At 70.2% G+C, this 23,153-nt stretch carries 16 protein-coding genes, 6 tRNA genes and 1 riboswitch; of the genes, 13 read left to right on the top strand and 9 right to left on the bottom strand.

Annotated features, from left to right (window positions below; genetic code table 11):
- Positions 1 to 472 precede the first annotated feature (472 nt).
- Entirely contained in the window at positions 473 to 679 is a 207-nt protein-coding gene (bldC, locus tag ACIBUY_RS15905) for a developmental transcriptional regulator BldC (RefSeq protein WP_003949541.1), read from the top strand.
- A 515-nt stretch (positions 680 to 1,194) separates the two neighbouring features.
- Here the strand turns inward: bldC and ACIBUY_RS15910 are convergent.
- From ACIBUY_RS15910 to hrpA, 3 genes are all read right to left on the bottom strand, one after another.
- Positions 1,195 to 1,392, bottom strand: coding sequence for a DUF6274 family protein (locus tag ACIBUY_RS15910; RefSeq protein WP_365560725.1), 198 nt, complete (start codon positions 1,390 to 1,392; stop codon positions 1,195 to 1,197).
- A gap of 138 nt (positions 1,393 to 1,530) precedes the next feature.
- Positions 1,531 to 1,605: transfer RNA gene (locus tag ACIBUY_RS15915), tRNA-Asp, on the bottom strand.
- A 198-nt stretch (positions 1,606 to 1,803) separates the two neighbouring features.
- On the bottom strand, positions 1,804 to 5,835 hold the full coding sequence (gene hrpA, locus ACIBUY_RS15920; protein ID WP_399152850.1) for an ATP-dependent RNA helicase HrpA: 4,032 nt from the start codon (positions 5,833 to 5,835) through the stop codon (positions 1,804 to 1,806).
- A gap of 123 nt (positions 5,836 to 5,958) precedes the next feature.
- On the opposite strand from hrpA, the gene ACIBUY_RS15925 reads away from it, so the two are divergent.
- Positions 5,959 to 7,053 carry an ABC transporter permease gene (locus ACIBUY_RS15925; RefSeq protein WP_399152851.1) on the top strand — a complete coding sequence of 365 codons (1,095 nt, stop codon included), beginning with the start codon at positions 5,959 to 5,961 and terminating at the stop codon, positions 7,051 to 7,053.
- A 38-nt stretch (positions 7,054 to 7,091) separates the two neighbouring features.
- On the opposite strand, the gene ACIBUY_RS15930 is transcribed toward ACIBUY_RS15925, so the two are convergent.
- The 4 genes from ACIBUY_RS15930 to ACIBUY_RS15945 all read right to left on the bottom strand — a co-directional run bounded on the left by ACIBUY_RS15930 (position 7,092) and on the right by ACIBUY_RS15945 (position 9,047).
- Positions 7,092 to 7,165: transfer RNA gene (locus ACIBUY_RS15930), tRNA-Phe, on the bottom strand.
- 23 nt (positions 7,166 to 7,188) lie between these two features.
- Positions 7,189 to 7,263, bottom strand: a tRNA-Asp gene (locus tag ACIBUY_RS15935).
- A 50-nt stretch (positions 7,264 to 7,313) separates the two neighbouring features.
- Positions 7,314 to 7,386, bottom strand: a tRNA-Glu gene (locus ACIBUY_RS15940).
- A gap of 80 nt (positions 7,387 to 7,466) precedes the next feature.
- Entirely contained in the window at positions 7,467 to 9,047 is a 1,581-nt protein-coding gene (locus ACIBUY_RS15945; RefSeq protein ID WP_365560916.1) for a metallophosphoesterase, read from the bottom strand.
- A gap of 59 nt (positions 9,048 to 9,106) precedes the next feature.
- Here ACIBUY_RS15945 and ACIBUY_RS15950 point away from each other — a divergent pair, with 59 nt between their 5' ends.
- The 5 genes from ACIBUY_RS15950 to ACIBUY_RS15970 all read left to right on the top strand — a co-directional run bounded on the left by ACIBUY_RS15950 (position 9,107) and on the right by ACIBUY_RS15970 (position 14,678).
- Complete coding sequence (locus tag ACIBUY_RS15950; protein ID WP_365560918.1) at positions 9,107 to 9,457, top strand: metallopeptidase family protein; 351 nt, start codon at positions 9,107 to 9,109, stop codon at positions 9,455 to 9,457.
- A gap of 301 nt (positions 9,458 to 9,758) precedes the next feature.
- Positions 9,759 to 10,265 carry a hypothetical protein gene (locus ACIBUY_RS15955; protein ID WP_399152852.1) on the top strand — a complete coding sequence of 169 codons (507 nt, stop codon included), beginning with the start codon at positions 9,759 to 9,761 and terminating at the stop codon, positions 10,263 to 10,265.
- Between the two features lie 237 nt (positions 10,266 to 10,502).
- Positions 10,503 to 12,803, top strand: coding sequence for a DEAD/DEAH box helicase (locus tag ACIBUY_RS15960; protein WP_399152853.1), 2,301 nt, complete (start codon positions 10,503 to 10,505; stop codon positions 12,801 to 12,803).
- Positions 12,804 to 13,011: 208 nt separating this feature from the next.
- Entirely contained in the window at positions 13,012 to 14,517 is a 1,506-nt protein-coding gene (locus ACIBUY_RS15965) for an amino acid permease (protein ID WP_365560931.1), read from the top strand.
- Between the two features lie 88 nt (positions 14,518 to 14,605).
- A tRNA-Lys gene (locus tag ACIBUY_RS15970) sits at positions 14,606 to 14,678 on the top strand.
- Between the two features lie 145 nt (positions 14,679 to 14,823).
- On the opposite strand, the gene ACIBUY_RS15975 is transcribed toward ACIBUY_RS15970, so the two are convergent.
- Positions 14,824 to 15,381: a hypothetical protein gene (locus ACIBUY_RS15975; RefSeq protein WP_399152854.1), complete on the bottom strand. Its 558-nt coding sequence runs from the start codon at positions 15,379 to 15,381 to the stop codon at positions 14,824 to 14,826.
- 176 nt (positions 15,382 to 15,557) lie between these two features.
- Here ACIBUY_RS15975 and ACIBUY_RS15980 point away from each other — a divergent pair, with 176 nt between their 5' ends.
- The 6 genes from ACIBUY_RS15980 (at position 15,558) to ACIBUY_RS16005 (ending at position 21,827) form a co-directional block, all read left to right on the top strand.
- Positions 15,558 to 16,274, top strand: coding sequence for a TSUP family transporter (locus tag ACIBUY_RS15980; RefSeq protein ID WP_399152855.1), 717 nt, complete (start codon positions 15,558 to 15,560; stop codon positions 16,272 to 16,274).
- Between the two features lie 418 nt (positions 16,275 to 16,692).
- On the top strand, positions 16,693 to 17,871 hold the full coding sequence (locus ACIBUY_RS15985) for an alginate lyase family protein (protein WP_366078383.1): 1,179 nt from the start codon (positions 16,693 to 16,695) through the stop codon (positions 17,869 to 17,871).
- Positions 17,872 to 17,929: 58 nt separating this feature from the next.
- A tRNA-Met gene (locus ACIBUY_RS15990) sits at positions 17,930 to 18,003 on the top strand.
- A 195-nt stretch (positions 18,004 to 18,198) separates the two neighbouring features.
- Complete coding sequence (locus ACIBUY_RS15995) at positions 18,199 to 19,302, top strand: PP2C family protein-serine/threonine phosphatase (protein ID WP_399152856.1); 1,104 nt, start codon at positions 18,199 to 18,201, stop codon at positions 19,300 to 19,302.
- Between the two features lie 204 nt (positions 19,303 to 19,506).
- A riboswitch (cyclic di-AMP (ydaO/yuaA leader) is annotated at positions 19,507 to 19,643 on the top strand.
- Between the two features lie 11 nt (positions 19,644 to 19,654).
- Positions 19,655 to 20,692 carry a M23 family metallopeptidase gene (locus ACIBUY_RS16000; protein ID WP_399152857.1) on the top strand — a complete coding sequence of 346 codons (1,038 nt, stop codon included), beginning with the start codon at positions 19,655 to 19,657 and terminating at the stop codon, positions 20,690 to 20,692.
- A 187-nt stretch (positions 20,693 to 20,879) separates the two neighbouring features.
- The gene (locus tag ACIBUY_RS16005) at positions 20,880 to 21,827 is read left to right on the top strand and encodes an aldo/keto reductase (protein ID WP_399152858.1); all 948 of its coding nucleotides are present in this window, start codon (positions 20,880 to 20,882) and stop codon (positions 21,825 to 21,827) included.
- On the opposite strand, the gene ACIBUY_RS16010 is transcribed toward ACIBUY_RS16005, so the two are convergent.
- Positions 21,828 to 23,135 carry a PrsW family intramembrane metalloprotease gene (locus ACIBUY_RS16010; RefSeq protein WP_399152859.1) on the bottom strand — a complete coding sequence of 436 codons (1,308 nt, stop codon included), beginning with the start codon at positions 23,133 to 23,135 and terminating at the stop codon, positions 21,828 to 21,830.
- Positions 23,136 to 23,153 lie beyond the last annotated feature (18 nt).

A 23,153-nucleotide genomic window follows, 5' to 3' on the forward strand; every position in this document is an offset into this window, starting at 1 on the left:
CCTCACCCGGGGCTTAGGGACCTACGTCCCGATCCGGGCTTTTGTGTCAAGCGTGACGGACTGCACTTACTTCGCCCTTGCGCCCATCACCCCCCCTCGTGCCAAAATAGGACAAGGAGTCCGGGGAGGGCTCCATCCGTCCAACTAAGTCCAACCATGGACGGATTACTCAGCATTGCACTGTCTCTGGGGGGTCTGATGACTCCTGATCGCTCTGTGACTGATCGTCACTGTGGCGTGACTGTCCGCTATGGCATGGTCCATCGGCTTCCGTCGCTGATGAACACCTGGGAGGGCAATTCCATCGGTTTGGCCGACGCGGCTGGACGGATGGTGTAGTTGTAGTGCCGAGGACAAGCCGTTCGTCCTATAACCGACTCGACCCGTGTCCGCCATATCGGGCAACGCGGGTCAAGGTGCAGAATTTAAAGGAAAGAACCGAGAAGGTTCGGTTCTCCCGAGGAGGCCGCTCATGACCGCTCGCACCCCTGATGCCGAGCCGCTGCTGACCCCCGCCGAGGTCGCCACGATGTTCCGCGTCGACCCCAAGACGGTCACGCGCTGGGCGAAGGCTGGCAAGCTCACGTCGATTCGTACGCTCGGCGGACACCGCCGTTACCGCGAGGCCGAGGTCCGCGCTCTGCTTGCGGGGATCCCGCAGCAGCGCAGCGAGGCCTGAGGCACCGCATAACGCAGCAATACCGGGCGTTCCGGGTCCCCCAACCCGGGTCTCGCCCACCCCATAGCTCCACACGACGCGGGTCCTGCCCCAACGGGATCCCTTCTTCTTGAAGAGCCCACTGAAGCGTCATCTCAACTGCATCACGGGTACGTCGTCGATCGCGCTGGACTCCGCCGGGTCCAGCGCGATCTTTTTTGTGCGCTGAACATGGTCGCCGGCGGTCGGCGGCGGGGGTCTGTGCGTGCCCTTGTTGGACCTTGGTCGGTCGCTGGCCGAAGCCTGGCCGCCAGCTGTGAGGGTGGTGCAATTGCACATATTAAATTGAGGAGTTGTAGGAAGGGTGTAAGAAACGGTGTTTCCAAAACTGGTTCGGTGACACCCGTCACACACCGCGGAGCTTGTTGCTCATGACGCCCGTGCGCTAGAGGAGGCCGACGCGCGTGGGCGGTCCTGATGCGTCTCCGACTCTCACCAGGCTCCCATCAGTTGAGGGCCTCGCGGGTCGCCTTTGGTCACCCCTTCGAGGGACTTTCGTCCCCGTCGCCCTCCAGGACGCTCTCCGAGCCCTCTGTGGCCTCCGTGGCGGGATCCATGGCGAGTCGCAGGAGTTGGTGGCAGATCGGGCAGTGCCGGGTCAGATGGCGATAGCCGGACGCGGCGGCGAGGTGGGCGCGCAGCAGGGCCCGCGTCTCATGTCGGGGTATCGCCATGTGCCGCCTCCTCCTGACCCCTGGGGCCGTTGTTCAGGCGTACCGAGCGGGCCGGGCGGCGTCAAGGGTGCCGGGCTCTGGGCGGGGCTCTGGGAAACAGAAGAGGCCCGCACCTTGCGGTGCGGGCCTCTTCTACTGCGGTCCTGACGGGATTTGAACCCGCGGCCTCCACCTTGACAGGGTGGCGAGCACTCCAAACTGCTCCACAGGACCAGATCTGCGGCCGCGCTGTGCGCTTGGCTGCGAGACAGACTGTACAGCAGGGCGGGCCACCTGGTCTAACCGGCTTTTCACGCAGGTGGGAGGGGTGGGGCGGGGAAGCGGGGCGCGGTCGGCAATTCCTCGGCAACTGCGGTGAGTTGACTGAGCGGGGATGGGCTCGTGATCACTCACCCGCGGTCACACCCGCGGTCAGCGGCCCCCGGCCACCGCCTGGTCGATCGCCTTCACGATCCGCTTGTCCGAGACGGGGTACGCCGTGCCGAGCGCGTGCGCGAAATAGCTGACCCGCAGCTCCTCGATCATCCAGCGGATGTCCAGGACCTCCTGCGGCACCGGACGCCCCTGCGGCAGCTGCTCGAGCAGCCACGCGTACTCGTCCTGCATCTCGTGGACCTTCTCCATGCGGGTGGTGTCCCGCTGGACGGCGGTCGGCATCTGCTGCAGGCGCCGGTCGGCCGCGGTCAGGTACCGCATCAGGTCGCCGAGCCGGCGCAGCCCCGTGGCGGTGACGAAGCCCGGTTTCACCAGGGCGTCCAGCTGCGTACGCACGTCCTGGAGGTTGGCGAGGAGCACCACGCTCTTCGTGGACTTCAGGCGGCGCTCGCAGGCCTGCCAGGCGGCGAGGACCTGCTGCACCTGGCCGACCGTCTTCACCGTCGTGTCGACGATCTCGGCGCGCACCTTGTCGTAGAGCTTGCGGTACGACTCCTCGTCCCAGGCCGGGCCGCCGAAGTCCGCGATGAGCTTGTCGGCCGCGGCCATGGCGCAGTCGTCGAAGAGGGCCTGGACGGAGCCGTGCGGGTTCGCCGACAGGGCGAGCTTCGCCGCGTTGTTCAGCTTGTCCGAGGCGAACTTGCCCGGGTTCACCGGGATGCCCAGCAGGATCAGCCGGCGCGTGCCCTTCTCCATGGCCTGCGCCTGCTCGGCCTCGGTGTCGAACAGGCGGACCGAGACCGTGTTCGCCGCCGGTCCGTCGTCGACCAGCGCGGGGTACGCCTTGACCGGCTGGCCCGCGCGACGCGTCTCGAAGACCTTCGAGAGCGTGCCGATCGTCCAGTCGGTGAGTCCCTTCTGCTCGACCGACGGCCCGCCCGCGCGCTCCGCGGTGGCCGCGGCCGCCTTGGAGATGGCCTGGCGCGCCTTCGGCTTCAGCCGGAGCTTCAGCGCTTCCAGGTCCTTGTCCTCGGCGAGCGTCCTGCGCCGCTCGTCGACGATCCGGAAGGTGATCTTCAGGTGGTCCGGTACGCGGGTGAGGTCGAAGTCGTCGGGGGAGACGGGCACGCCGACCATCCGCTGCAGTTCGCGCGCGAGCGTCGTCGGCAGCGGCTCCTGCAGGGGCACGGCCCGGTCCAGGAAGGCCTTCGCGAAGTTCGGCGCGGGCACGTAGTTGCGGCGGATCGGCTTGGGGAGCGAGCGGATCAGCTCCACCACCACGTCCTCGCGCAGGCCCGGGATCTGCCAGTCGAAGCCCTCGCCCGTGACCTGGTTGAGCACCTGGAGCGGGATGTGGACGGTCACGCCGTCCGCGTCCGCGCCCGGCTCGAACTGGTAGGTCACCCGGAACTTCAGCGCACCCTGCCGCCAACTGTCCGGATAGTCGGCCTTGGTGACCGCCTCCGCCGACTCGCGGATCAGCATCGAGCGCTCGAAGTCGAGGAGTTCGGGCTCCTCGCGCTTCTTCTGCTTCCACCAGGAGTCGAAGTGGGCGCCGGAGACGACGTGCTCCGGGACCCGCTGGTCGTAGAAGTCGTAGAGGGCGTCGTCGTCGACCACGATGTCGCGGCGCCGCGCGCGGTGCTCCAACTCCTCGACCTCGGTGAGGAGTTGACGGTTGGCGGCGAAGAACTTGTGGTGCGTGCGCCAGTCGCCCTCGACCAGCGCGTTGCGGATGAAGAGCTCCCGGCTGACCTCGGGGTCGATCCGGCCGTAGTTGATCTTCCGCTGGGCGACGAGCGGGACGCCGTACAGCGTCACCTTCTCGTACGCCATCACGGCGGCCTGGTCCTTCTCCCAGTGCGGCTCGCTGTACGTGCGCTTGAGCAGGTGCTCGGCGAGCGGCTCGACCCACTCGGGCTCGATCTTCGCGTTGACGCGCGCCCAGAGCCGGGACGTCTCCACGAGCTCCGCCGACATCACGAAGCGCGGGGGCTTCTTGAAGAGGGCCGAGCCGGGGAAGATCGCGAACTTGGCGTTCCGGGCACCGACGTACTCGCCCCGCCCGCGATCACGCCCTGCCTGCTTCGGGTCCTTCTGCGCGGACTCCTTCGTCTCCTTTACGTCCTTCATCCCGATGTGGGAGAGCAGGCCGGCCAGGAGGGACACGTGGATGGAGTCGCCGGGAGCGTCGTCCTCGTTGAGGTGGATGCCCATCTGCTTGGCCACGGTGCGCAGTTGGGTGTAGATGTCCTGCCATTCGCGAATGCGCAGGAAGTTGAGGTACTCGCGCTTGCACATCCGGCGGAAGGCCGACGAACCCAGTTCCTTCTGCTGTTCGCGCACGTAGCGCCACATGTTCAGGAACGCCAGGAAGTCGCTGGTCTCGTCCCGGAAGCGGGCGTGCTGCTGGTCGGCCTGCTGCTGCTTGTCGGACGGGCGCTCGCGCGGGTCCTGGATGGAGAGCGCGGCGGCGATGACCATGACCTCGCGGACACAGCCGTTCTTGTCGGCCTCCAGGACCATGCGGGCCAGGCGCGGGTCGACGGGCAGCTGCGAGAGCTTGCGCCCCTGCTGCGTGAGCCGCTTGCGTACGTCCTTCTCGCTGGGGTCCAACGCGCCCAGTTCCTGCAGGAGTTGGACGCCGTCGCGGATGTTGCGGTGGTCCGGCGGGTCGATGAACGGGAACTTCTCGATGTCGCCGAGGCCTGCCGCGGTCATCTGGAGGATGACGCTCGCGAGGTTCGTGCGCAGGATCTCCGCGTCCGTGAACTCGGGGCGGGAGAGGAAGTCGTCCTCGGAGTACAGGCGGATGCAGATGCCGTCGGAGGTACGGCCGCAGCGGCCCTTGCGCTGGTTGGCGCTGGCCTGGCTGATCGCCTCGATGGGCAGGCGCTGCACCTTCGTACGGTGCGAGTAGCGCGAGATGCGGGCCGTGCCCGGGTCGATCACGTACTTGATGCCGGGGACGGTCAGCGACGTCTCGGCGACGTTCGTCGCGAGGACGATCCTGCGCCCCGTGTGCTGCTGGAAGACGCGGTGCTGCTCGGCGTGCGAGAGGCGCGCGTACAGCGGCAGCACCTCCGTGAACCGATACTTCTTCTTCTCCAGCGCGTCCGCCGTGTCGCGGATCTCGCGCTCGCCGGAGAGGAAGACCAGGATGTCGCCCTGGCCCGCCGCCATGAGCTCCTCGCACGCGTCCGTGATCGCGGTGATCTGGTCGCGGTCGGAGTCGGCTGATTCCTCGGTGGCCTCCTCGAGGAGCGGGCGGTAGCGGACCTCGACCGGATACGTGCGGCCGCTGACCTCGACGATCGGGGCGTCCCCGAAGTGCCGCGAGAAGCGCTCCGGGTCGATGGTCGCCGAGGTGATGACGACCTTCAGGTCCGGGCGCTTGGGCAGCAGCTGGGCCAGGTACCCCAGCAGGAAGTCGATGTTGAGGGACCGCTCGTGGGCCTCGTCGATGATGATCGTGTCGTACGCGCGCAGCTCGCGGTCCGTCTGGATCTCGGCCAGCAGGATGCCGTCCGTCATCAGCTTGACGAAGGTGCCGTCCTGGTCGACCTGGTCGGTGAAGCGGACCTTCCAGCCGACGGCCTCGCCGAGCGGGGTGTTCAGCTCGTCGGCGACGCGCTCGGCGACCGTGCGGGCCGCGATCCGGCGGGGCTGGGTGTGCCCGATCATGCCGCGCACGCCGCGGCCGAGGTCGAGGCAGATCTTGGGGATCTGCGTGGTCTTGCCGGAGCCGGTCTCACCGGCCACGATTACGACCTGGTGGTCGCGGATCGCGTCGGCGATCTCGTCCTTCTTCTGGCTGACCGGAAGCTGCTCGGGATACGTGACGTCGAGCGCGGCCCGGCGCTCGCGGCGCGTGGCCGTGCGGGCGCCGGCCTTCTCGGCCTCCGCGTCGATCTCCGCGACGACGGCGGCACGGGCCTCGGGCTTGCGGATCTTGCGCGCCCCTTCGAGCCTGCGCCCGAGCCGGTGCGCGTCACGAAGGGACAACTCGGACAGCCGTCGCGCTACGGCGGCGAACTGATCGGCGGCGGGGGCAGGCTGCGTAGACATACGTCCTCCAGGATCTCACCTCGGGGAAATACGTGGCGAACGGTTTTGTCGCGCCCGCTCTTGGGGCGGCCTTTCGGGGCCGCTCGGGATGTATGCGGCTTATGTCTGTTTTAGCGTGCAGATATGTCGCCCTTGCCCGATGAGGAACAGCCGCGCCCGCACCCGCCCCACGGCGAGCACGGGCGGCCACCGACCGGGCCCGAGCGCTGGGCCTCGTTCAAGAAGTCACCGTTCCTGCCGGCGACGGTGCTCGTGTTCATCCTGGCCGCCGCGGCGGCGCTGTTCGCGGCCTCGTACACGTACTCCATGGCGAACCCGACCCCGCACCACATCCCCACCGGGGTCACCGGCCAGCACGACCAGGCGCGCGGCAAGGAGTTCATCGGGGCGATGGAGAAGGCGCTCGACGCGCAGCTCGACCTGAAGACGTACGACTCACGACAGGCGGCCCGGCAGGCCATCGACCAGCAGAAGATCTACGCGGTCATCGACGTCCGCGACGCCGGGGCGCGGGTCGATCTGGACCTCTCCGGGGCGTCCGGGGCATCGGTGGCCCAGGTGTTCGCGGAGGCGGCGCCGCCCGTCGGCAAGGCGACCGGCATCCCCGTCACGGTCAAGGACCTCAACCCGCTGCAGAGCGGCGACCCGCGCGGCCTGACGCTCTTCTACATCTCGCTCGCGGCCGTGATCATCGGCTTCGTCGGGGCGATCCAGCTGAGCGTGCACGCGCGCGGCCTGAACCCGGCCGAGCGGATCGGCTTCACGGTCGTCTACGCGCTGCTCGGCGGCTTCGCCATCGCGGCCGTCGCGGACTGGGGCCTGGGCGCGGTGGACCTGCCCTTCGTCCACTCCTGGCTCATCCTCGCGCTGACGATGTTCACGTGCGGGATGGTCTTCACGATGTTCAACACCTTCTTCCACCGCTGGGCGATGATCCCGACGTGGGGCCTGCTGGTGCTGCTCGGCAACCCGGCGTCGGGCGGCGCGGTCGCCCCGCCGCTGCTGCCCACGTTCATCGGCCGCATCGGCCAGTGGCTGCCGCCCGGCGCCTCGGTCAACGCCCAGCACACCGCGGTCTACTTCCAGGGGAACCAGCACGTCTTCCCGTACCTGGTGCTCGCTGCCTGGGCGCTGGTCTCGTGCGGCCTGTTCTGGTTCTGGCGGCACCGGCATCCGGGCGGGCGCGGGACGCAGGCGCTGCACGCGGCCGCCGTATAACGCGTCGGGCCCCGTCCGGAGACGGGGCCCGATACTTGTGGCTGGGGCCGGGATCGAACCGGCGACCTATCGCTTTTCAGGCGATCGCTCGTACCAACTGAGCTACCCAGCCACGAAGTTCACGAGGAACTTCAGCGGTCCTGACGGGATTTGAACCCGCGGCCTCCACCTTGACAGGGTGGCGAGCACTCCAAACTGCTCCACAGGACCAAGCTGTTGTGTGCGAACGAGCGAGAGCCAGTCTCGCACACCGTGTTGCGTGCCCCCAACGGGATTCGAACCCGTGCTACCGCCTTGAAAGGGCGGCGTCCTAGGCCGCTAGACGATGAGGGCTATCGGCCCGCCTGGGCGCTTCGCAGCGCGTCGGGGACGTGAGAAGCATATGGGATGCGGGGAGCTATCGCCAAAACGGTTTACGGGGACCCTTCCGGCGGAGTGGGGGACGGGGCGGCCCCGGGCTGGTTCTCCTTGGGGAGATGGCGGCTGACCTCGGCCTTCGTCAGGCCCAGGCCGCCCAGCCTGATCTCGTCCCAGGCCTGCAACCGCTTCGTCGCGCTGTCCAGATAGAGGACGGAGGCCTCGACGGGATCGGGGTACTTGCCCTCGACCGCGCGCAGCCCGCTGCCGCCCGTCGACCCCTCGATCCGCAGCCGGGTGCCGAGGGGCAGCACCTCCATCCCCTCGTGGTGCACGTGCCCTGCGAGCACCATCGGCACCGTGCCGTCCGTCTCGCGGGCCGCGGCCGGCTCGTGGGCCAGGGCGATGTCGACCGGGGTGCCCGCCGCCCGCTGGTCGCGCAGCGCCGAGGCGAGGCGCACGCCCGCCAGCTCCTCGGCGGGGTCGCCCTGGGCCGTGACGGAGCGGTCCGGGGTGTACTGCGGGTCGCCGGTGCCGGCGAAGCGCAGGCCCGCGACGGTGACGGCCTTCCCGTCGTCCAGGACCCGGACGTTCGGGAAGCGCTTGCGGTCGGCCAGGTACTCCTGCGTCGTACGGGAGTCGTGGTTGCCGCGGACCCACACGTAGGGCGCGCCGAGGTCGCGGATGGGGTCGAGGAACGCGTTCTCCGCGGCCGAGCCGTGGTCCATGGTGTCGCCGGTGTCGACGATGACGGAGATCTTGTACTGCTCGACGAGCGAGCCGATGATCTTCCACGACGCCGGGTTGAGGTGGATGTCGGAGACGTGCAGGACGCGGATCGTGGACGGGTCCGGCTGGTACGTGGGGAGCGTGGACGTCACGTCGTAGAGCTTGGTGACGTTGGTGACCAGGCGGGCCAACTCCCTTTGGTAGACGTCGAATTCGGTGACGATCGAGCGGGCGTTGCCGACCACGGACGGGGCCGAACTGAGCAGCCCGGAGAACTTCGGCTCCAGGACCGACTTCGGGTTCCAGGTGGCGTACGCGGCGCCGCCCGACGCCGCGAGGAGCGTGAGGGCCAGACCGCCCGCGGCCAGGGCGCGGCGCGGGCGGCGGTAGACCGCGAGGCCGAGGGCCGTCGCCCCGGAGACCACCGCGACGCAGGAGCGGATCGCCAGGTCGGCGGTGCCGTGCTCGACGTCGTGGGCCACTTCCTCCTGGAGGCCCGAGATGCGCTCCGGGTGGTCGACGAGGGCCCGGGAGCGGATGGGGTCCAGGCGGTCCACGTCGACGTCGAGGCGGATGGGGGCCGTGTGCGAGTCCAGCTCCAGGGCGCCCAGCGGCGACACGTTGATCTTCGTGCCGCCGGAGAGGGACGGCCGCAGCGTCATCCGCGTGTCCATCGGGCCGACCGGGGCGCGGACGCTGCCGACCACGAGCAGGCCGAGCCAGGCGCCGAGCAGGACGACGCAGACCAGGCCGAGGGAGCGTATGTACGGGTGGGGCGGGTGGATCAGCTCCAGGGTCGGGGCCTTGCGCCGTGACCGGTAGTGGCGCAGGAGGGCGGCGGGGGCGGTGCGGACGCCCCGGGTCCGGTGGAGGGCTCGGCGTATCGCGGCGGCGGGCGAACGGGCCATTGGTCCCGTATGCCCAAGTGGACGGGTGGATATGCGGGGTCGTACCCGACAATGGCCGTGTGCTGGAGATGACGCGCGAGGAGTTCGAGGAACTGGTGGCCGAGGCGCTCGACCGGATTCCGCCGGAGCTGACGCGGCTCATGGACAACGTCGCGGTGTTCGTGGAGGACGAGCCGCCCGCCGACGACCCCGAGCTGCTCGGGCTCTACGAGGGGACCCCGCTGACCGATCGCGGTGAGTGGTACGCGGGCGTGCTGCCCGACCGGATCACCGTCTACCGCGGGCCGACGCTGCGGATGTGCGACTCCCGGGAGGACGTCGTCGCGGAGACCGAGATCACCGTCGTGCACGAGATCGCGCACCACTTCGGGATCGACGACGCGCGGCTGCACGCGCTCGGTTACGGCTGACAGACTCGGTTACGGCTGACCGGGCTGACGGTCCGGATCCGGACGGACGAACTGAAGGGCTGAAAGACGGGCGCTGCATCCTGCGACTGATTGCTCTTCTTTGTGCGGGGTTTGTGCGCTGTGGGTGCGGTGCGGGTGCGGACTGCGTCACGCGCGTGTCCTCTTGCGGGGCAAGGGAGTTGGGACGGTGACCCCGTCACGTGCCCGGAGGTGCTCGCCCGTGCGCCAACTGTCTGTTCCGCCCTCGCTTCGTGCTCTGAGTTCGCTGAGTTCTCTGAGTTCTCTGAGTGCTCTGAGTTCGATGAGTTCGCTGAGTTCTTCGCGGCTGGGGCGGCTGGCCGTGACCACGGTCGCCGTCGCCGCGGCCGCCGGGTGCATGAGCGTGGCCGACGACGGGCGCCCGCCCGCGCCGTCGCAGTCCGCCTCGCATCCCGGGGGCGCCGCGCCCGACGGCGGCACCGTGGTCTCCGGCGACGGGCGCGGGGTCGGCGCGCGGGCCGGGAAGGACGGGGACGGGGCGAGCCCGGACGCGTCGGTGTCGGCGTCGCCCTCGGCCGGGGCGTCGGTGTCGGCCGCGCCCGATGTGTCGCCCTCGAAGTCCGCGTCGCCCTCGCGCACCGCGCCCACGCCGAAGCCGAGCGCCCCGCGGGACACGCCGACGCCCACGCCGCCGCCGAAGGAGACGCCGACGCCGACCCCCACCCCGTCGCCGACCACCGCCGAGCCCTCGTCGTCCGCGCACGAGCAGACGGCCCCGCAGCTGGCGGGCCGCGCCGAGCCGGAGCCGCGGGCCGGGGCACCCGCGTAGACCGTGCGTTTCGGCCTGTGTGACCCGGGTCTCAGGGAGGCGGTTTGCCTTGAGGGGTGTCGGGTGCGTATGGTGGTAGATCGTTTGATCCCATTTGCCCGGCGCCGTTAGAGAGCGCCGCGTGGCGCGTACTCTCCCTTGCCGTGGCTGGACCGCATTGAGGCGGTCGATTTGCAGGATTGCGAATACACGGAGTTGCGGGCGCGTGCCGAAACTCCGGAAGGTTTCGCATTTCGCATGTCTATTTCCAGCTCTGACCAGGCCGTCATGCCCGAGAACGACCAGAACGCTCAGGACGCCGTCGACGCCGTACAGGCCGTCGCCGTCGACGAGACGACCGACACCGTGGCCGTCGGCGAGGCCGCCGAGCCCGCCGAGCCCACCCTGACCTTCGAGGACCTCGGCCTGCCCGAGGCCGTCGTCCGCAAGCTCGCGCAGAACGGCGTGACGACCCCCTTCCCGATCCAGGCCGCGACCATCCCGGACGCCCTGGCCGGCAAGGACATCCTCGGCCGTGGCCGCACCGGCTCCGGCAAGACCCTCTCCTTCGGCCTGCCGACGCTCGCGCGTCTGGCCGGTGGCCGCAGCGAGAAGCACAAGCCGCGCGCCGTCATCCTCACCCCGACCCGTGAGCTCGCGATGCAGGTCGCGGACGCGCTCCAGCCGTACGGCGACCAGGTCGGCCTGAAGATGAAGGTCGTCTGCGGCGGTACGTCGATGGGCAACCAGATCTACGCCCTGGAGCGCGGCGTCGACATCCTCGTCGCCACCCCGGGCCGCCTGCGCGACCTCATCAACCGCGGCGCCTGCGACCTGAGCAACATCGAGGTCGCCGTCCTCGACGAGGCCGACCAGATGTCCGACCTGGGCTTCCTGCCCGAGGTCACCGAGCTGCTCGACCAGGTGCCGGCCGGCGGCCAGCGCATGCTCTTCTCCGCCACCATGGAGAACGAGATCAAGACCCTGGTCACGCGCTACCTGAACAACCCGGTCAGCCATGAGGTCGACAGCGCCCAGGGCAACGTCACGACGATGTCGCACCACATCCTCATCGTGAAGCCCAAGGACAAGGCGCCGGTCACGGCCGCCATCGCCTCCCGCAAGGGCCGCACGATCATCTTCGTCCGCACCCAGCTGGGCGCCGACCGCATCGCCGAGCAGCTCTGTGACGCCGGTGTGAAGGCCGACGCGCTGCACGGCGGCATGACGCAGGGCGCCCGCACCCGCGTCCTGGAGGACTTCAAGAAGGGCTACGTCAACGCCCTGGTCGCCACCGACGTCGCCGCCCGCGGCATCCACGTCGACGGCATCGACCTGGTCCTGAACGTGGACCCGGCCGGCGACCACAAGGACTACCTGCACCGCGCGGGCCGCACGGCACGTGCCGGCCGCACGGGCACGGTCGTCTCCCTCTCCCTGCCGCACCAGCGCCGCCAGATCTTCCGCCTCATGGAGGACGCGGGCGTCGACGCCGGGCGTCACATCATCCAGGGCGGCGCCGCGTTCGACCCCGAGGTCGCGGAGATCACCGGTGCCCGGTCGATGACCGAGGTCGAGGCCGAGTCCGCGGGCAACGCCGCGCAGCAGGCCGAGCGCGAAGTCTCCAGCCTGACCAAGCAGTTGGAGCGCGCGACCCGTCGCGCCGCCGAGCTGCGCGAGCAGGCCGACCGCCTCACCGCCCGCGCCGCCCGTGAGCGCGGCGAGGACGAGGAGGGCGTGGCCGCGGCCGTCGCCGCCGCGACCGAGGCCGCCGCCGCACAGGTCGCCGAGGCCGCCGCCGCCGAGGTGCCGCGCCAGGAGGAGCGCGCCGAGCGCTCGTCCTCGTACGAGCCCCGCCAGCGTCGTGACGACCGCGGCAACTACGAGCGCCGTGACCGTCGCGACAACGACCGCGGCGACCGTGGCGGCTTCCGCCGTGACAACGACCGCGGTGGTTTCAACCGCGGTGGTGACCGTGACAACCGTGGTGGCGGCTTCAACCGCGACAACGACCGTGGTGGCCGTTCCTTCGAGCGTCGCGACAACGACCGTGGCGGCTTCCGTCGCGACGACCGTCGTGACGACAACCGTGGCGGTGGTTTCAACCGCGGTGGTGACCGTGACAACCGTGGTGGCGGCTTCAACCGCGACAACGACCGTGGTGGCCGTTCCTTCGAGCGTCGCGACAACGACCGCGGCGGCTTCCGTCGCGACGACCGTCGTGACGACAACCGTGGCGGTGGTTTCAACCGCGGTGGTGACCGTGACAACCGTGGTGGCGGCTTCAACCGCGACAACGACCGTGGTGGCCGTTCCTTCGAGCGTCGCGACAACGACCGCGGCGGCTTCCGTCGCGACGACCGCCCCGCCGGCGGCCACCGTGGCAGCGACCGCCCGTTCAACCGCGACCGCCGCGACGACCGCCCCTCGGCGGGCCACCGCCCCTACGGCCGTCGTGACGACCACCGGGGTGCCGGTTCGGGTTCGTCCTCTTCCTCGTCCTCGTCCTCTTCCTTCGGGCGTCGGGATGACAAGCCGCGTTGGAAGCGCAACGGCTGACATTGATCGGTGAAGCGGGCCCACTCCCTTGGGGGTGGGCCCGCTTCGTTGTGTTTCTGCCGGTGGGTGGGGCCCGGGAGTTGAGGCTCCCGCACCAAGATCGCCACCGGCTGGCAGGGGTACAAGGGGCTTTTCTAGACGCGGAGTTGAGCGTTCCGAGACCTTCTTCGTCGCATGTCGTGCCCCCAGCAAGGGAATCGCTGGGGGCATGACAAGCGAAGCGAACGACGCCACTGACCGGAAACCGCCCCCGCAGGCTCCGGCACCCCCCGGCTCCGACGAGGAGCGGCTCGCGCAGCTCGGGTACACGCAGGTCCTGGCCCGGCGCATGTCGGCGTTCTCGAACTACGCCGTGTCCTTCACGATCATCTCGGTGCTCTCCGGCTGCCTGACCATGTACTTGTTCGGGATGAACACCGGCGGCCCCGTACTCATCACGTGGGGCTGGGTCGCGGTCGGGCTCATGACGTTGTTCGTGGGGCTCGCGATGGCCGAGATCTGTTCGGCGTATCCGACGTCGGCGGGTCTGTACTTCTGGGCGCACCGGCTCGCGCCGCAGCGGAGTGCAGCGGCGTGGGCCTGGTTCACCGGGTGGTTCAACGTGCTCGGGCAGGTCGCCGTGACCGCCGGCATCGACTTCGGCGCGGCGTCGTTCCTGGGCGCGTACCTGAACCTGCAGTTCGACTTCGAGGTGACTCCCGGGCGGACGATCCTGCTGTTCGCCGGGATCCTGGTCCTGCACGGGCTGCTGAACACGTTCGGCGTGCGCATCGTCGCCTTCCTCAACAGCGTCAGCGTGTGGTGGCACGTGCTCGGCGTCGCCGTCATCGTCGGGGCGCTGGCCTTCACCCCTGACCGCCACCAGTCCGCCTCGTTCGTCTTCGGCGAGTTCGTGAACAACACCGGGTGGGGGAGCGGCGTCTACGTCGTCCTCATCGGGCTCCTGATGGCCCAGTACACCTTCACCGGCTACGACGCCTCCGCCCACATGACCGAGGAGACGCACGACGCCTCGACCGCCGGGCCGAAGGGGATCGTGCAGTCCATCTGGACGTCGTGGATCGCGGGCTTCGTCCTCCTCCTCGGCTTCACCTTCGCCATCCAGTCGTACGACGGGGCGCGGACCTCGGCGACCGGGGCACCGCCGGCCCAGATCCTGCTCGACGCGCTCGGGGCCACCGCCGGCAAGCTGCTCCTGCTCGTCGTCATCGGCGCCCAGCTCTTCTGCGGCATGGCGTCCGTCACCGCCAACTCCCGCATGATCTACGCCTTTTCGCGCGACGGGGCGCTCCCGTTCTCCCGCGTGTGGCACACCGTGAGCCCGCGCACGCGAACGCCGGTCGCGGCCGTGTGGCTGGCGGCGGCGGGGGCGCTGGTGCTCGGGCTGCCGTATCTGATCAATGTCACGGCGTACACGGCGGTCACGTCGATCGCCGTCATCGGGCTCTACATCGCGTACGTGATTCCGACCCTGCTGCGGCTGCGCAAGGGGGATTCCTTCGAACGGGGGCCGTGGCACCTCGGCCGCTGGTCCGGCGTGGTCGGGGTGATCGCCGTGACGTGGGTGGCCGTCATCACCGTGCTGTTCATGCTGCCGCAGGTCTCGCCCGTCACCTGGGAGACGTTCAACTACGCGCCGGTCGCGGTGCTCGCCGTCCTCGGGTTCGCGGGGGCGTGGTGGGCGGTGTCGGCCAGGAAGTGGTTCATGCGCTGACCCCGAAGCCCACGGGATGCCGATACCCGATCGGCCTCCCGGCCCCGTCCGGCTATGCTCGGGGGTGCGTCGGCCCCGGCCGGCGCGTGGACCCTTAGCTCAATTGGCAGAGCAGTGGACTTTTAATCCATTGGTTGTGGGTTCGAGTCCCACAGGGTCTACGAGCAGCGCTCGGGTCGGCTTCGGTCGGCTCGGGCGCTTCTTCGTTCCGGAACATCCGCACGTCCGGACCCATGCGTGACCCGCCCCGCACCGGACTGTCGTGCGGCGCGGGGCAGGTCAGGCGGTCCCGTCAGGCGGTCCCGGTCAGCTCAGGCCCGGGATGCTCGGGATCGGGAACTTGGGGAGGTCCAGGGGCTTCTTGCCCGCGCCCGGCAGGTTGTCGAGACTGAGCGGCTTCAGGAACGCGTCGATGGACGCGACGAGGCCGCCGGAGGTCAGGACGTTCTGGGCCGCGCCCACGACACCGCTCACGGCGACGCCGATCTTCACGATGTCACCCGAGCCCGCCGCCTTGGCCAGCGCGTCGACCTGCACCTTCAGGCCGTCCATGGCCTTGTCGAGGAGCGGGTTGTCGTCGGGCTGCGGAGCCGCGGCGAAGGCACGGTCGAACGCCTCGTCGTACGCGGCGGTGTCGACGGCGGTGCCCTCCCCGGTCTCGGCGACCAGGGCGTCGGCCGTGGTGAGCACGGCGCGCAGTGCGTCCTCGTACGCCCGCTCGTCGGCGGGCGTCAGGGCGCGGGCGGAGACCGTCGAGGTCGTCGCGGGGGTGGCCGCCGCGACGGCGGGGGCCACGATGCCGAGCGCCATGGCGCCTGTGAGTGCGGCGCCGACGACGGCGAGGGCGGTCCTGTGGTGCTGCATTTCGGTGACCCTTTCGGTGGAGGGGTGTGGAACGGGTCGACCCTGGACAACACTCTGTGATCGGCCGCTACGGTCTGCAACAGGTGTCGGCCATCCGTGCATCGACCGCGCTCGTCGCCCAGACCGGGGCGGCGCAGGGGTTCCCCGGCGTCGCGTGATCGCCGTACCCTCCCGCGATGAACGACGTGGCCCTGGCTTGCATCGTGGCGGTCGCCGGATGCGTGCAATGGCTGACCGGGATGGGCTTCGCGCTGGTCGCGGTGCCCGCCCTGGTGCTGCTCATCGGACCGGCCGACGGGGTGCTGCTCGCCAACTGCGGGGCGGGTCTGGTGAGTTGTGCGGGTCTGGTGGGCGGCTGGGGCCGGGTGCGGTTGCGGGCCATGCTGCCGTTCGTCGCGGCGTCCGTGTGCACCGTGCCCGTCGGCACTTGGGCCCGCGCCCGGCTGCCCGAACCCGTCCTGATGGTCGTGCTCGGGCTCCTCGTGTGCCTGGCCGTGGGACTCGTGGCCCGCGGGCTGCGGCTGCCCGCACTCGGCGGCACGGGCGGGGCCCTCGCGGCCGGGGGCGCGGGCGGCTTCATGAACGCGGCGGCCGGGGTCGGCGGACCGCCCATGTCGCTGTACGGGGTGAACGCGGGCTGGTCGATGCGGGAGTTCGTGCCGAACGCCCAGTTCTACGGCGTCGTGGTGAACGTCGTGTCGGTCGCGGCCGGCGGACTGCCGGACCTGACCCCGCGCGCCTGGGCCGTGGCGGGCTCGGCGCTCGCCGCCGGGGCACTGGCCGGCCGGTGCCTCGCCGGCCGGGTTCCGGACCGCGGGGTGCGCCGGATGGTGCTCGGCCTCGCGGTCATGGGCGGGGCGGTCGCGGTGGCCAAGGGCCTGTGGGGCCTGTGAGGTCTGTGGGGCTTGTAAGGGTCTGTGGGATCTAGGGGCCCTGTGAGGTCTGTGGGGGCTGTGACCCCGCGCCCTGGCGCCCCGCGACCCGTGACCCATGACCCGTGACCCATAACCCCGCGAACTCGTGCCCCGTGATCCGGCGACCCCGCGAACTCGTGACCCCGTGACCCCGTGATCCGGCGACCCCGCGCCGCCCCGCGCCCCCCGAACTGACCCCGCTTGGGACAATCTTGACGAACCGCCCGCTCCCGACCGGCTCAACAGATCCTGCGTCCCGCGCCCGCACGGGTCAGGCTGCCAATGACCGAACCGGAGGTGTTGCATGGCAGCGGGCCCGAGGACGCGACGCGTTCTGCCGGGGACTCATGTCCCCCTAGTGACAGTCGTTCTGACGGCTGCTCTGACGGCCGTACTGATGACGGTCACCACGGCATGCGGCTCCTCCGGGGACGGCGGTGACGCGGCGGCCGAGGTCGCGGCCCGTCCCGACCCCCGCCCCTCGGGCGCCGCCTTCGCGCACCCCGGGGTCCTGGTCGGCAAGGCCCAGCTGACGGCCGCGCGCGACCACGTCGCACGCAAGGAAGAGCCGTGGCTGTCGGCGTACAAGGAGATGAGCGGGAGCAAGTACGCCGATCTCGACTACAAGGCCAAGCCGTACGCCACCGTGGAGTGCCCGCCCGACACCCGCCCGGGACAGGGCTGCGTGGAGGAGCGCGAGGACGCCATCGCCGCCTACACGCAGGCCCTGCTCTGGAACGTCACCGGCAAGAAGGCCCACGCCGACAAGGCCGTACAGATCATGGACGCCTGGTCGGGCACGGTGAAGCGGCACACCGAGGGCAACGCCGGGCTGCAGACCGCCTGGGCCGCGACGTCCTGGGCGAAGGCCGCCGAGCTGATGCAGTACACGTACGACGGCTGGCCGGACGGCGAGGAGCTGAAGTTCCAGCGGATGCTGCGCGACGTGTACCTGCCGGTCGTGGAGCCGGGGTCCGCCGACTTCAACGGCAACTGGGACCTCGTCATGGCCGACGCGACGATGAGCGCCGCCGTCTACCTCAACGACCAGGCCGCCTTCGACAAGGCCGTGCACCACTTCCGCTCCCGCGTGCCCGCCTACTTCTACCTCTCCTCCGACGGGCCGCTGCCGGTGAAGCCGGAGGGCAGCGACATCGACACCCCGGCGGAGCTGCAGCGGTACTGGTTCGGGCAGAAGACCTTCAAGGACGGCCTGTCCCAGGAGACCTGCCGCAACTTCAAGCACGCCAGCTACTCCCTCGCCGCGACCTCCCACATGGCCGAGACCGCCTGGCACCAGGGTCTCGACCTGTACGGCGAGGTGAAGGACCGGCTCGCGGCCGCGCTCGAGTTCCACTCCAAGTACCAGCTGGGCGCGAAGGCCCCGTCCTGGCTGTGCGGCGGGAAGGTGCAGCGCGACATGGGCCCCGACACGGAGGTCGGGCTCAGCCACCTCCAGGGGCGGCTGAAGATGGAGATGCCCCAGACGCGGAAGCTCACGCAGAAGCAGCGGCCGGAGGGGACGGACGACCTGTTCGTGGCGTGGGAGACGCTGACGCACGCGACCGCCGCGTAGGCCCCTGACAAGCGATTCGCGTTCCGTCGCCCTGATGGCGTACTGTTGGGTTCACCGACGCGGGGTGGAGCAGCTCGGTAGCTCGCTGGGCTCATAACCCAGAGGTCGCAGGTTCAAATCCTGTCCCCGCTACTGAAGGCCGAGGCCGGAATCTTTCGAGATTCCGGCCTCGGTTCGTTTTCCGGTGCCCCGGTCGGTCGGTCGCCCCGTCGCGCCGTCGCCCGGTCATCCGGTCGCCCGGTCATCCGTATGGGCCAGCACTGCTCGCCTCCACCCCCTACTCCGGGAACCCTTGGCACAGGGCGCCGGACGGCAGGGAGAACACAGGTGGGGCAGCGAGGAGGGCGGCACAGAAACGGCGCGGACACCACCCGCACCCGTGCCTTCCTGCGCCTCCTGCCCGCACTGCTGATCATCGGCGGCGCGGCCTACGAGTACTTCACCCCGTCCGGGTTCTCCGGTGCCCCCCTGTTCAGCGCGGCGCCCCTCGCCGCCGCCCCGTTCTTCTCGCTGGGTAGCACGATCCTCGCCGGGGTCTGCTCGATCGGGGCGATCGTCGCCGTCCATCTGCGCTTCAGCCACGCCTTCCACTCGGACAACATCACCGAGATGGTCACCGTGGCCACGGTGTGCGTCCTGGCCTGTTTCATCAACCGGATCGTGCGCCGCAGCGACGAACAGCTCGCCTCCGCGCGGCAGATCGCGGAGGCCGCCCAGTTCGCGGTGCTGCCCGAACCGGCCGGACGGATCGGCGGGCTGAACGTCGCGGCGCGCTACGAGGCGGCCCAGGCCGGCGCGTTCATCGGCGGTGATCTGTACGCCGTGCAGGACACCCCGCACGGCGTACGCGTCGTCGTCGGCGACGTACGGGGAAAGGGGATGGGCGCGGTCGCCGCGGTGGCCGTCGTGATCGGCGCGTTCCGGGAGGCCGCCGAGCAGGAGGGCAGCCTGGAGGCGGTCGCCCAGCGCCTCGAGCGGGCCCTGGCCAGGGAGGGCACCCGGCGGCGCGGCATCGACGACTTCGAGGGGTTCACGACCGCGGTGCTCGCCGAGATCCCGCACGGCTTCGACCTCGTACGCGTCCTCAACCGCGGCCACCCCGAACCGATCGTGCTGCTCGACGACGGCACGGTCAGCATGGTCAGGCCGGAGGAGGCCGCGCTGCCGCTCGGCATGGGCGAGCTCGGCGCCTGGCCGGACCGGGCCACCGAGGCCCCGTTCCCCGCGGGGGCGACGCTGCTGCTCTACACCGACGGGCTGTCCGAGGCGCGGGACGCGCAGGGCGCCTTCTACGATCCCGTGGCCCGGCTCTCGGGGCGGCTCTTCCCCGGGCCCGATGAACTCCTCGCGGCGCTGGCCGAGGAGGTGCGCCTGCACACCGGGGGCGGCGCCACGGACGACATGGCGCTGCTCGCCGTACGCCGGCCGTAACTCTCCGCATAACAATTGACGCATCGTCAGAAATGAGACGTGTTCGGAGTGTCGGTCAAGTGGACCCGTTCTGCCCGGTCTTGATGGCTTAAGTCCTGGCCAAAGACGTGAACGATCAGTGGGAACGGCTTGGAATTACTGTCTGCTGTCTATTAACGTTCGATAACGCAGCGCGGTCGTCCCAGCCGTCACAAGAGATGGCTCCGTGCGCACGCGCCTAATCCCGCAAGGGAGCCGGGGAACCACCAACATGGGGTGAATCGGGCGGTACTTCACGTCCGTAGGAGACCTTCCTGCTCCGAACCCGTCAGCTAACCCGGTAGGCGAGAAGGAAGGAAAGGAGAGCGCCTTCGTGGCGTCGAACCGTCCTGCCCCCGAGTTCTTGCACGGCTCCACCGACAGCGAATTCGGTGTCGAGCAGGAGAGCTGGGAGGAGTGGAATCCCACCGAGGAATCCGTCCGTCCCGTCCGCGGCAGGCACCGCGTTTCCCGGCAGCGCGGCGGACTCGCGCGCAGCTCCACGGTCCTCGGCGTCGGCGTGATCGCCGCCGTCGGCGCGGGCGGCATCGCCACCGCGCAGGGCGGCAAGCCCCCGGTCCACATATCGATGCCCGACCTCTCCTCGGTCAAGGACTCGCTGCCCGACGCGAAGTCCCTGCCCGGTGTCGGTGCACTGATATCCGACTCCGACGAATCGGGCTCCTCGTCCTCCGCCGCATCCGCCGCCCCGCTCACCACCGTGGGCAACGGGCAGTCGGACGCCGGCGAGGCGCTGCGGGCCCGCATCATGCAGCAGGCCGAGACGCAGCAGGACGCCGCCGACGCCAAGGCGCAGGCCGTGGCCCAGGAGGCCGCAGCCAAGAAGGCCGCGGCGGAAGCCGCCGCCAAGCAGGCCGTCGCGGAGAAGAAGGCCGCTGCCGAGAAGAAGGCGGCGGAGGAAGCGGCCAAGAAGAAGGCCGAGGCCGAGCGCCTCGCCCAACTGGCCAAGAGCTACAAGCTTCCCGTCGCCTCGTACACGGTCACCGGCACCTTCGGACAGCCCGGCTCCATGTGGGCTTCCGGTTACCACACGGGCCTCGACTTCGCGGCCCCCACCGGTACGCCGATCTACGCGATCCACTCCGGCACCGTCACCGAGGCCGGCTACGCGAACGCGTACGGCTACCGCACGATCATCACCCTCGACGACGGCACCGAGCTGTGGTTCTGCCACCAGTCGTCGATCAACGTCAGCGTCGGCCAGAAGGTCAACACCGGCGACGTCATCGGCCGCGTGGGCGCCACCGGCAACGTCACCGGGCCGCACCTGCACCTGGAGGTCCACCCCGGCGGCGACGCCACCGGTGTCGACCCGGCGGCGTGGCTGCGCGGCAAGGGCCTCACTCCCTGAGCCACCGGCTCCCCGAACAACCGGCGGTCCTGACGGCAACCCCCCGACGTCAGGGCTGCCGGTTCCGCCGTGCGCCCGTACGGCGTGCGGTGTCTGTGCGGCGTGCGGTGTCTACGGCTGTGTCTGCGGCTGTGTCTGCGGCCGTGTCTACGGAATACCGCATTCTGTACGGGCGTTGAGCTGTCACATGACTTCTCTTCGCAAGCTCGGCTCCTCCGACCTCGAGGTCTTCCCGCTCTGCCTCGGTGGCAACGTCTTCGGCTTCAGCGCCGACGAGGCCGCGTCGTTCGCGGTGCTCGACGCGTACACCGCCGGCGGGGGCAACTTCATCGACACCGCCGACTCGTACTCGGCCTGGGCGCCCGGGAACCAGGGCGGCGAGTCCGAGACCATCATCGGCAAGTGGGTCAAGGCGCGCGGCAACCGCGACGACGTGGTCATCGCGACCAAGGTCGGCCGCCACCCCGACTTCCTCGGCCTGCGCGGCGACAACATCAAGGCCGCGGCCGACGCCTCCCTCAAGCGCCTGGACACCGACTACATCGACCTCTACTACACGCACTTCGACGACGACGAGACCATCCCGGTCGAGGAGATCATCGGCGCGCTCGACGAGCTCGTGAAGGCGGGCAAGGTGCGCGACATCGCCGTCTCCAACATCTCGCCCGAGCGGCTGCAGGAGTCCCTCGACTTCTCCGACCGCGAGGGCCTCGCCCGTTACGTCGCCATCCAGCCGCACTACAACCTCGTGTCCAGGGACACCTACGAGGGCGCGCGGCAGGACATCGCCTCGCGCGCCGGGCTCGGCGCCGCCCCCTACTTCGGGCTCGCCTCCGGGTTCCTGACCGGCAAGTACCGTCCGGGTGTCGCGGTCGACAGCGTCCGCGCCGACAAGGCCGGTGCCCACCTGGACTCGGCGCGCGGCCAGAAGGTCCTGGTGGCGCTCGACGAGGTCGCGCAGGCCCACGGCGCCGAGGTCGCCACGGTCGCCCTCGCCTGGCTCGCCGCGCAGCCCACGGTGGCCGCGCCGATCGCGTCCGCCCGCACGGTGGAGCAGCTGCCCGCGCTGCTCGCGGTCGCCGACCTGGAGCTGACCGAGGCGGAGCTCGCCCGTCTCACCGCGGCCTCCGCCTGATCAGTAGCGGTACGGGTTGTACGCGGGGCCGTGTCCCATGGGCGGGCCCGCGTACAGCGGCGGCACCCAGACCGGGGCCGCGGTGCGGGAGGCGTACGCGAGGGCGGGCTGTGCGCAGCCGCGGCGCTGCCACATCGCCTGCAGCAACTCCCGTTCCCGTACGACGAAATCGGCGCCGGCCCGGCCCTTCTCGCCGCGGCGGCGCAGCAGCGCGAGCGAGGTCGCGTACCGCTCGTACTCGTCGACCGCCGTGGCCGCCTCCTTGCCGCCGTAGTGCGCCGCGTACTCCCGCGCCAGGCGCCGGGCCTTGAGCGAGGAGAGGGCGAACGGGTCGGGCAGCGCCAGCCAGCCCGCCGCGACGTAGGCGGGCAACACCTCGCGCACGGTGCGCAGTTCACGGTGGCGCAGATAGACCGCGAGCCAGGTCACGAGGCCGAACACCGGCACCATGAAGGCCGCGTACACCGCGAAGAAGCCGTACTCGCCGAACGACGACGAGCCGTTCCAGAAGGCGTGCATGCCCATCGCGCAGAGCAGTCCCGCCAGCGGCAGCAGGACGCGGCGGGCGCGGCCGCGCTCGGGTGCCATCGCCGCGGCGATCCCGAAGCCGATGCCGGTGAGCACCGTGAACAGGGGGTGCGCGAACGGCGACATGACGATCCGCACGAAGAACGTCGCCGCCGTCACCGAGGTGAAGCCGGGACCCGTGCCGCTCAACTGGTCGGTCCCGAAGGCGTTCCCGAGGTAGAGGATGTTCTCGGTGAACGCGAAGCCGGTCGCGGTGACCCCGGCGATGACGACCCCGTCGACGACGCCGGTGAAGTCCCGTCTGCGGAACAGGAAGACGAGCAGCACGGCCGCCGCCTTCGCGGACTCCTCGACGATCGGGGCTATGACGGTCGCGCCGATCGTGTCGGCGCCCCTCGGGTCGGCGGTGGCGGTCTCGATCCACCGGGTCGCGAAGCTGTTGGCGACGATCGCTATCAGGGCCGCGGCGCAGGCGCCCCAGGCGAACGCGAAGAGCATGTTCCGCCAGGGGCCCGGTTGTACCCGGTCCAGCCAGCGGAACGCGGATATGAGGAGCGGGACGGGCAGCACGGCGAGGCCGAGCCCGACCAGGAACCCCTCGGTGCCGGTCTGCTCCCGCACCAGCGCCGCGATCACGGCCCCGGACAGCGCGAGCAGCGTGGCGAGCGCCGTGGCCCGCACGCCCTTCCGCTCCCACCACCGCGGATGCCGGACCGCGCCGCCCGGCCGGGCGCCGGGAGCGTGGTCCTGCTCATGCGGAACGGTGGGGTACGCGGCCACTCATTGACCCTAACGAGG

It is taken from the genome of Streptomyces sp. NPDC050085 (assembly GCF_044460595.1).
Taxonomy (GTDB): domain Bacteria; phylum Actinomycetota; class Actinomycetes; order Streptomycetales; family Streptomycetaceae; genus Streptomyces.

Bases quoted from the DNA above. Each gene is read 5' to 3' on its own strand.
- bldC (WP_003949541.1), top strand. From the start codon at position 473: ATGACCGCTCGCACCCCTGATGCCGAGCCGCTGCTGACCCCCGCCGAG.
- ACIBUY_RS15910 (WP_365560725.1), bottom strand. From the start codon at position 1,392: ATGGCGATACCCCGACATGAGACGCGGGCCCTGCTGCGCGCCCACCTC.
- hrpA (WP_399152850.1), bottom strand. From the start codon at position 5,835: ATGTCTACGCAGCCTGCCCCCGCCGCCGATCAGTTCGCCGCCGTAGCG.
- ACIBUY_RS15925 (WP_399152851.1), top strand. From the start codon at position 5,959: ATGTCGCCCTTGCCCGATGAGGAACAGCCGCGCCCGCACCCGCCCCAC.
- ACIBUY_RS15945 (WP_365560916.1), bottom strand. From the start codon at position 9,047: ATGGCCCGTTCGCCCGCCGCCGCGATACGCCGAGCCCTCCACCGGACC.
- ACIBUY_RS15955 (WP_399152852.1), top strand. From the start codon at position 9,759: ATGAGTTCGCTGAGTTCTTCGCGGCTGGGGCGGCTGGCCGTGACCACG.
- ACIBUY_RS15960 (WP_399152853.1), top strand. From the start codon at position 10,503: ATGTCTATTTCCAGCTCTGACCAGGCCGTCATGCCCGAGAACGACCAG.
- ACIBUY_RS15965 (WP_365560931.1), top strand. From the start codon at position 13,012: ATGACAAGCGAAGCGAACGACGCCACTGACCGGAAACCGCCCCCGCAG.
- ACIBUY_RS15975 (WP_399152854.1), bottom strand. From the start codon at position 15,381: ATGCAGCACCACAGGACCGCCCTCGCCGTCGTCGGCGCCGCACTCACA.
- ACIBUY_RS15980 (WP_399152855.1), top strand. From the start codon at position 15,558: ATGAACGACGTGGCCCTGGCTTGCATCGTGGCGGTCGCCGGATGCGTG.
- ACIBUY_RS15985 (WP_366078383.1), top strand. From the start codon at position 16,693: ATGACGGTCACCACGGCATGCGGCTCCTCCGGGGACGGCGGTGACGCG.
- ACIBUY_RS16005 (WP_399152858.1), top strand. From the start codon at position 20,880: ATGACTTCTCTTCGCAAGCTCGGCTCCTCCGACCTCGAGGTCTTCCCG.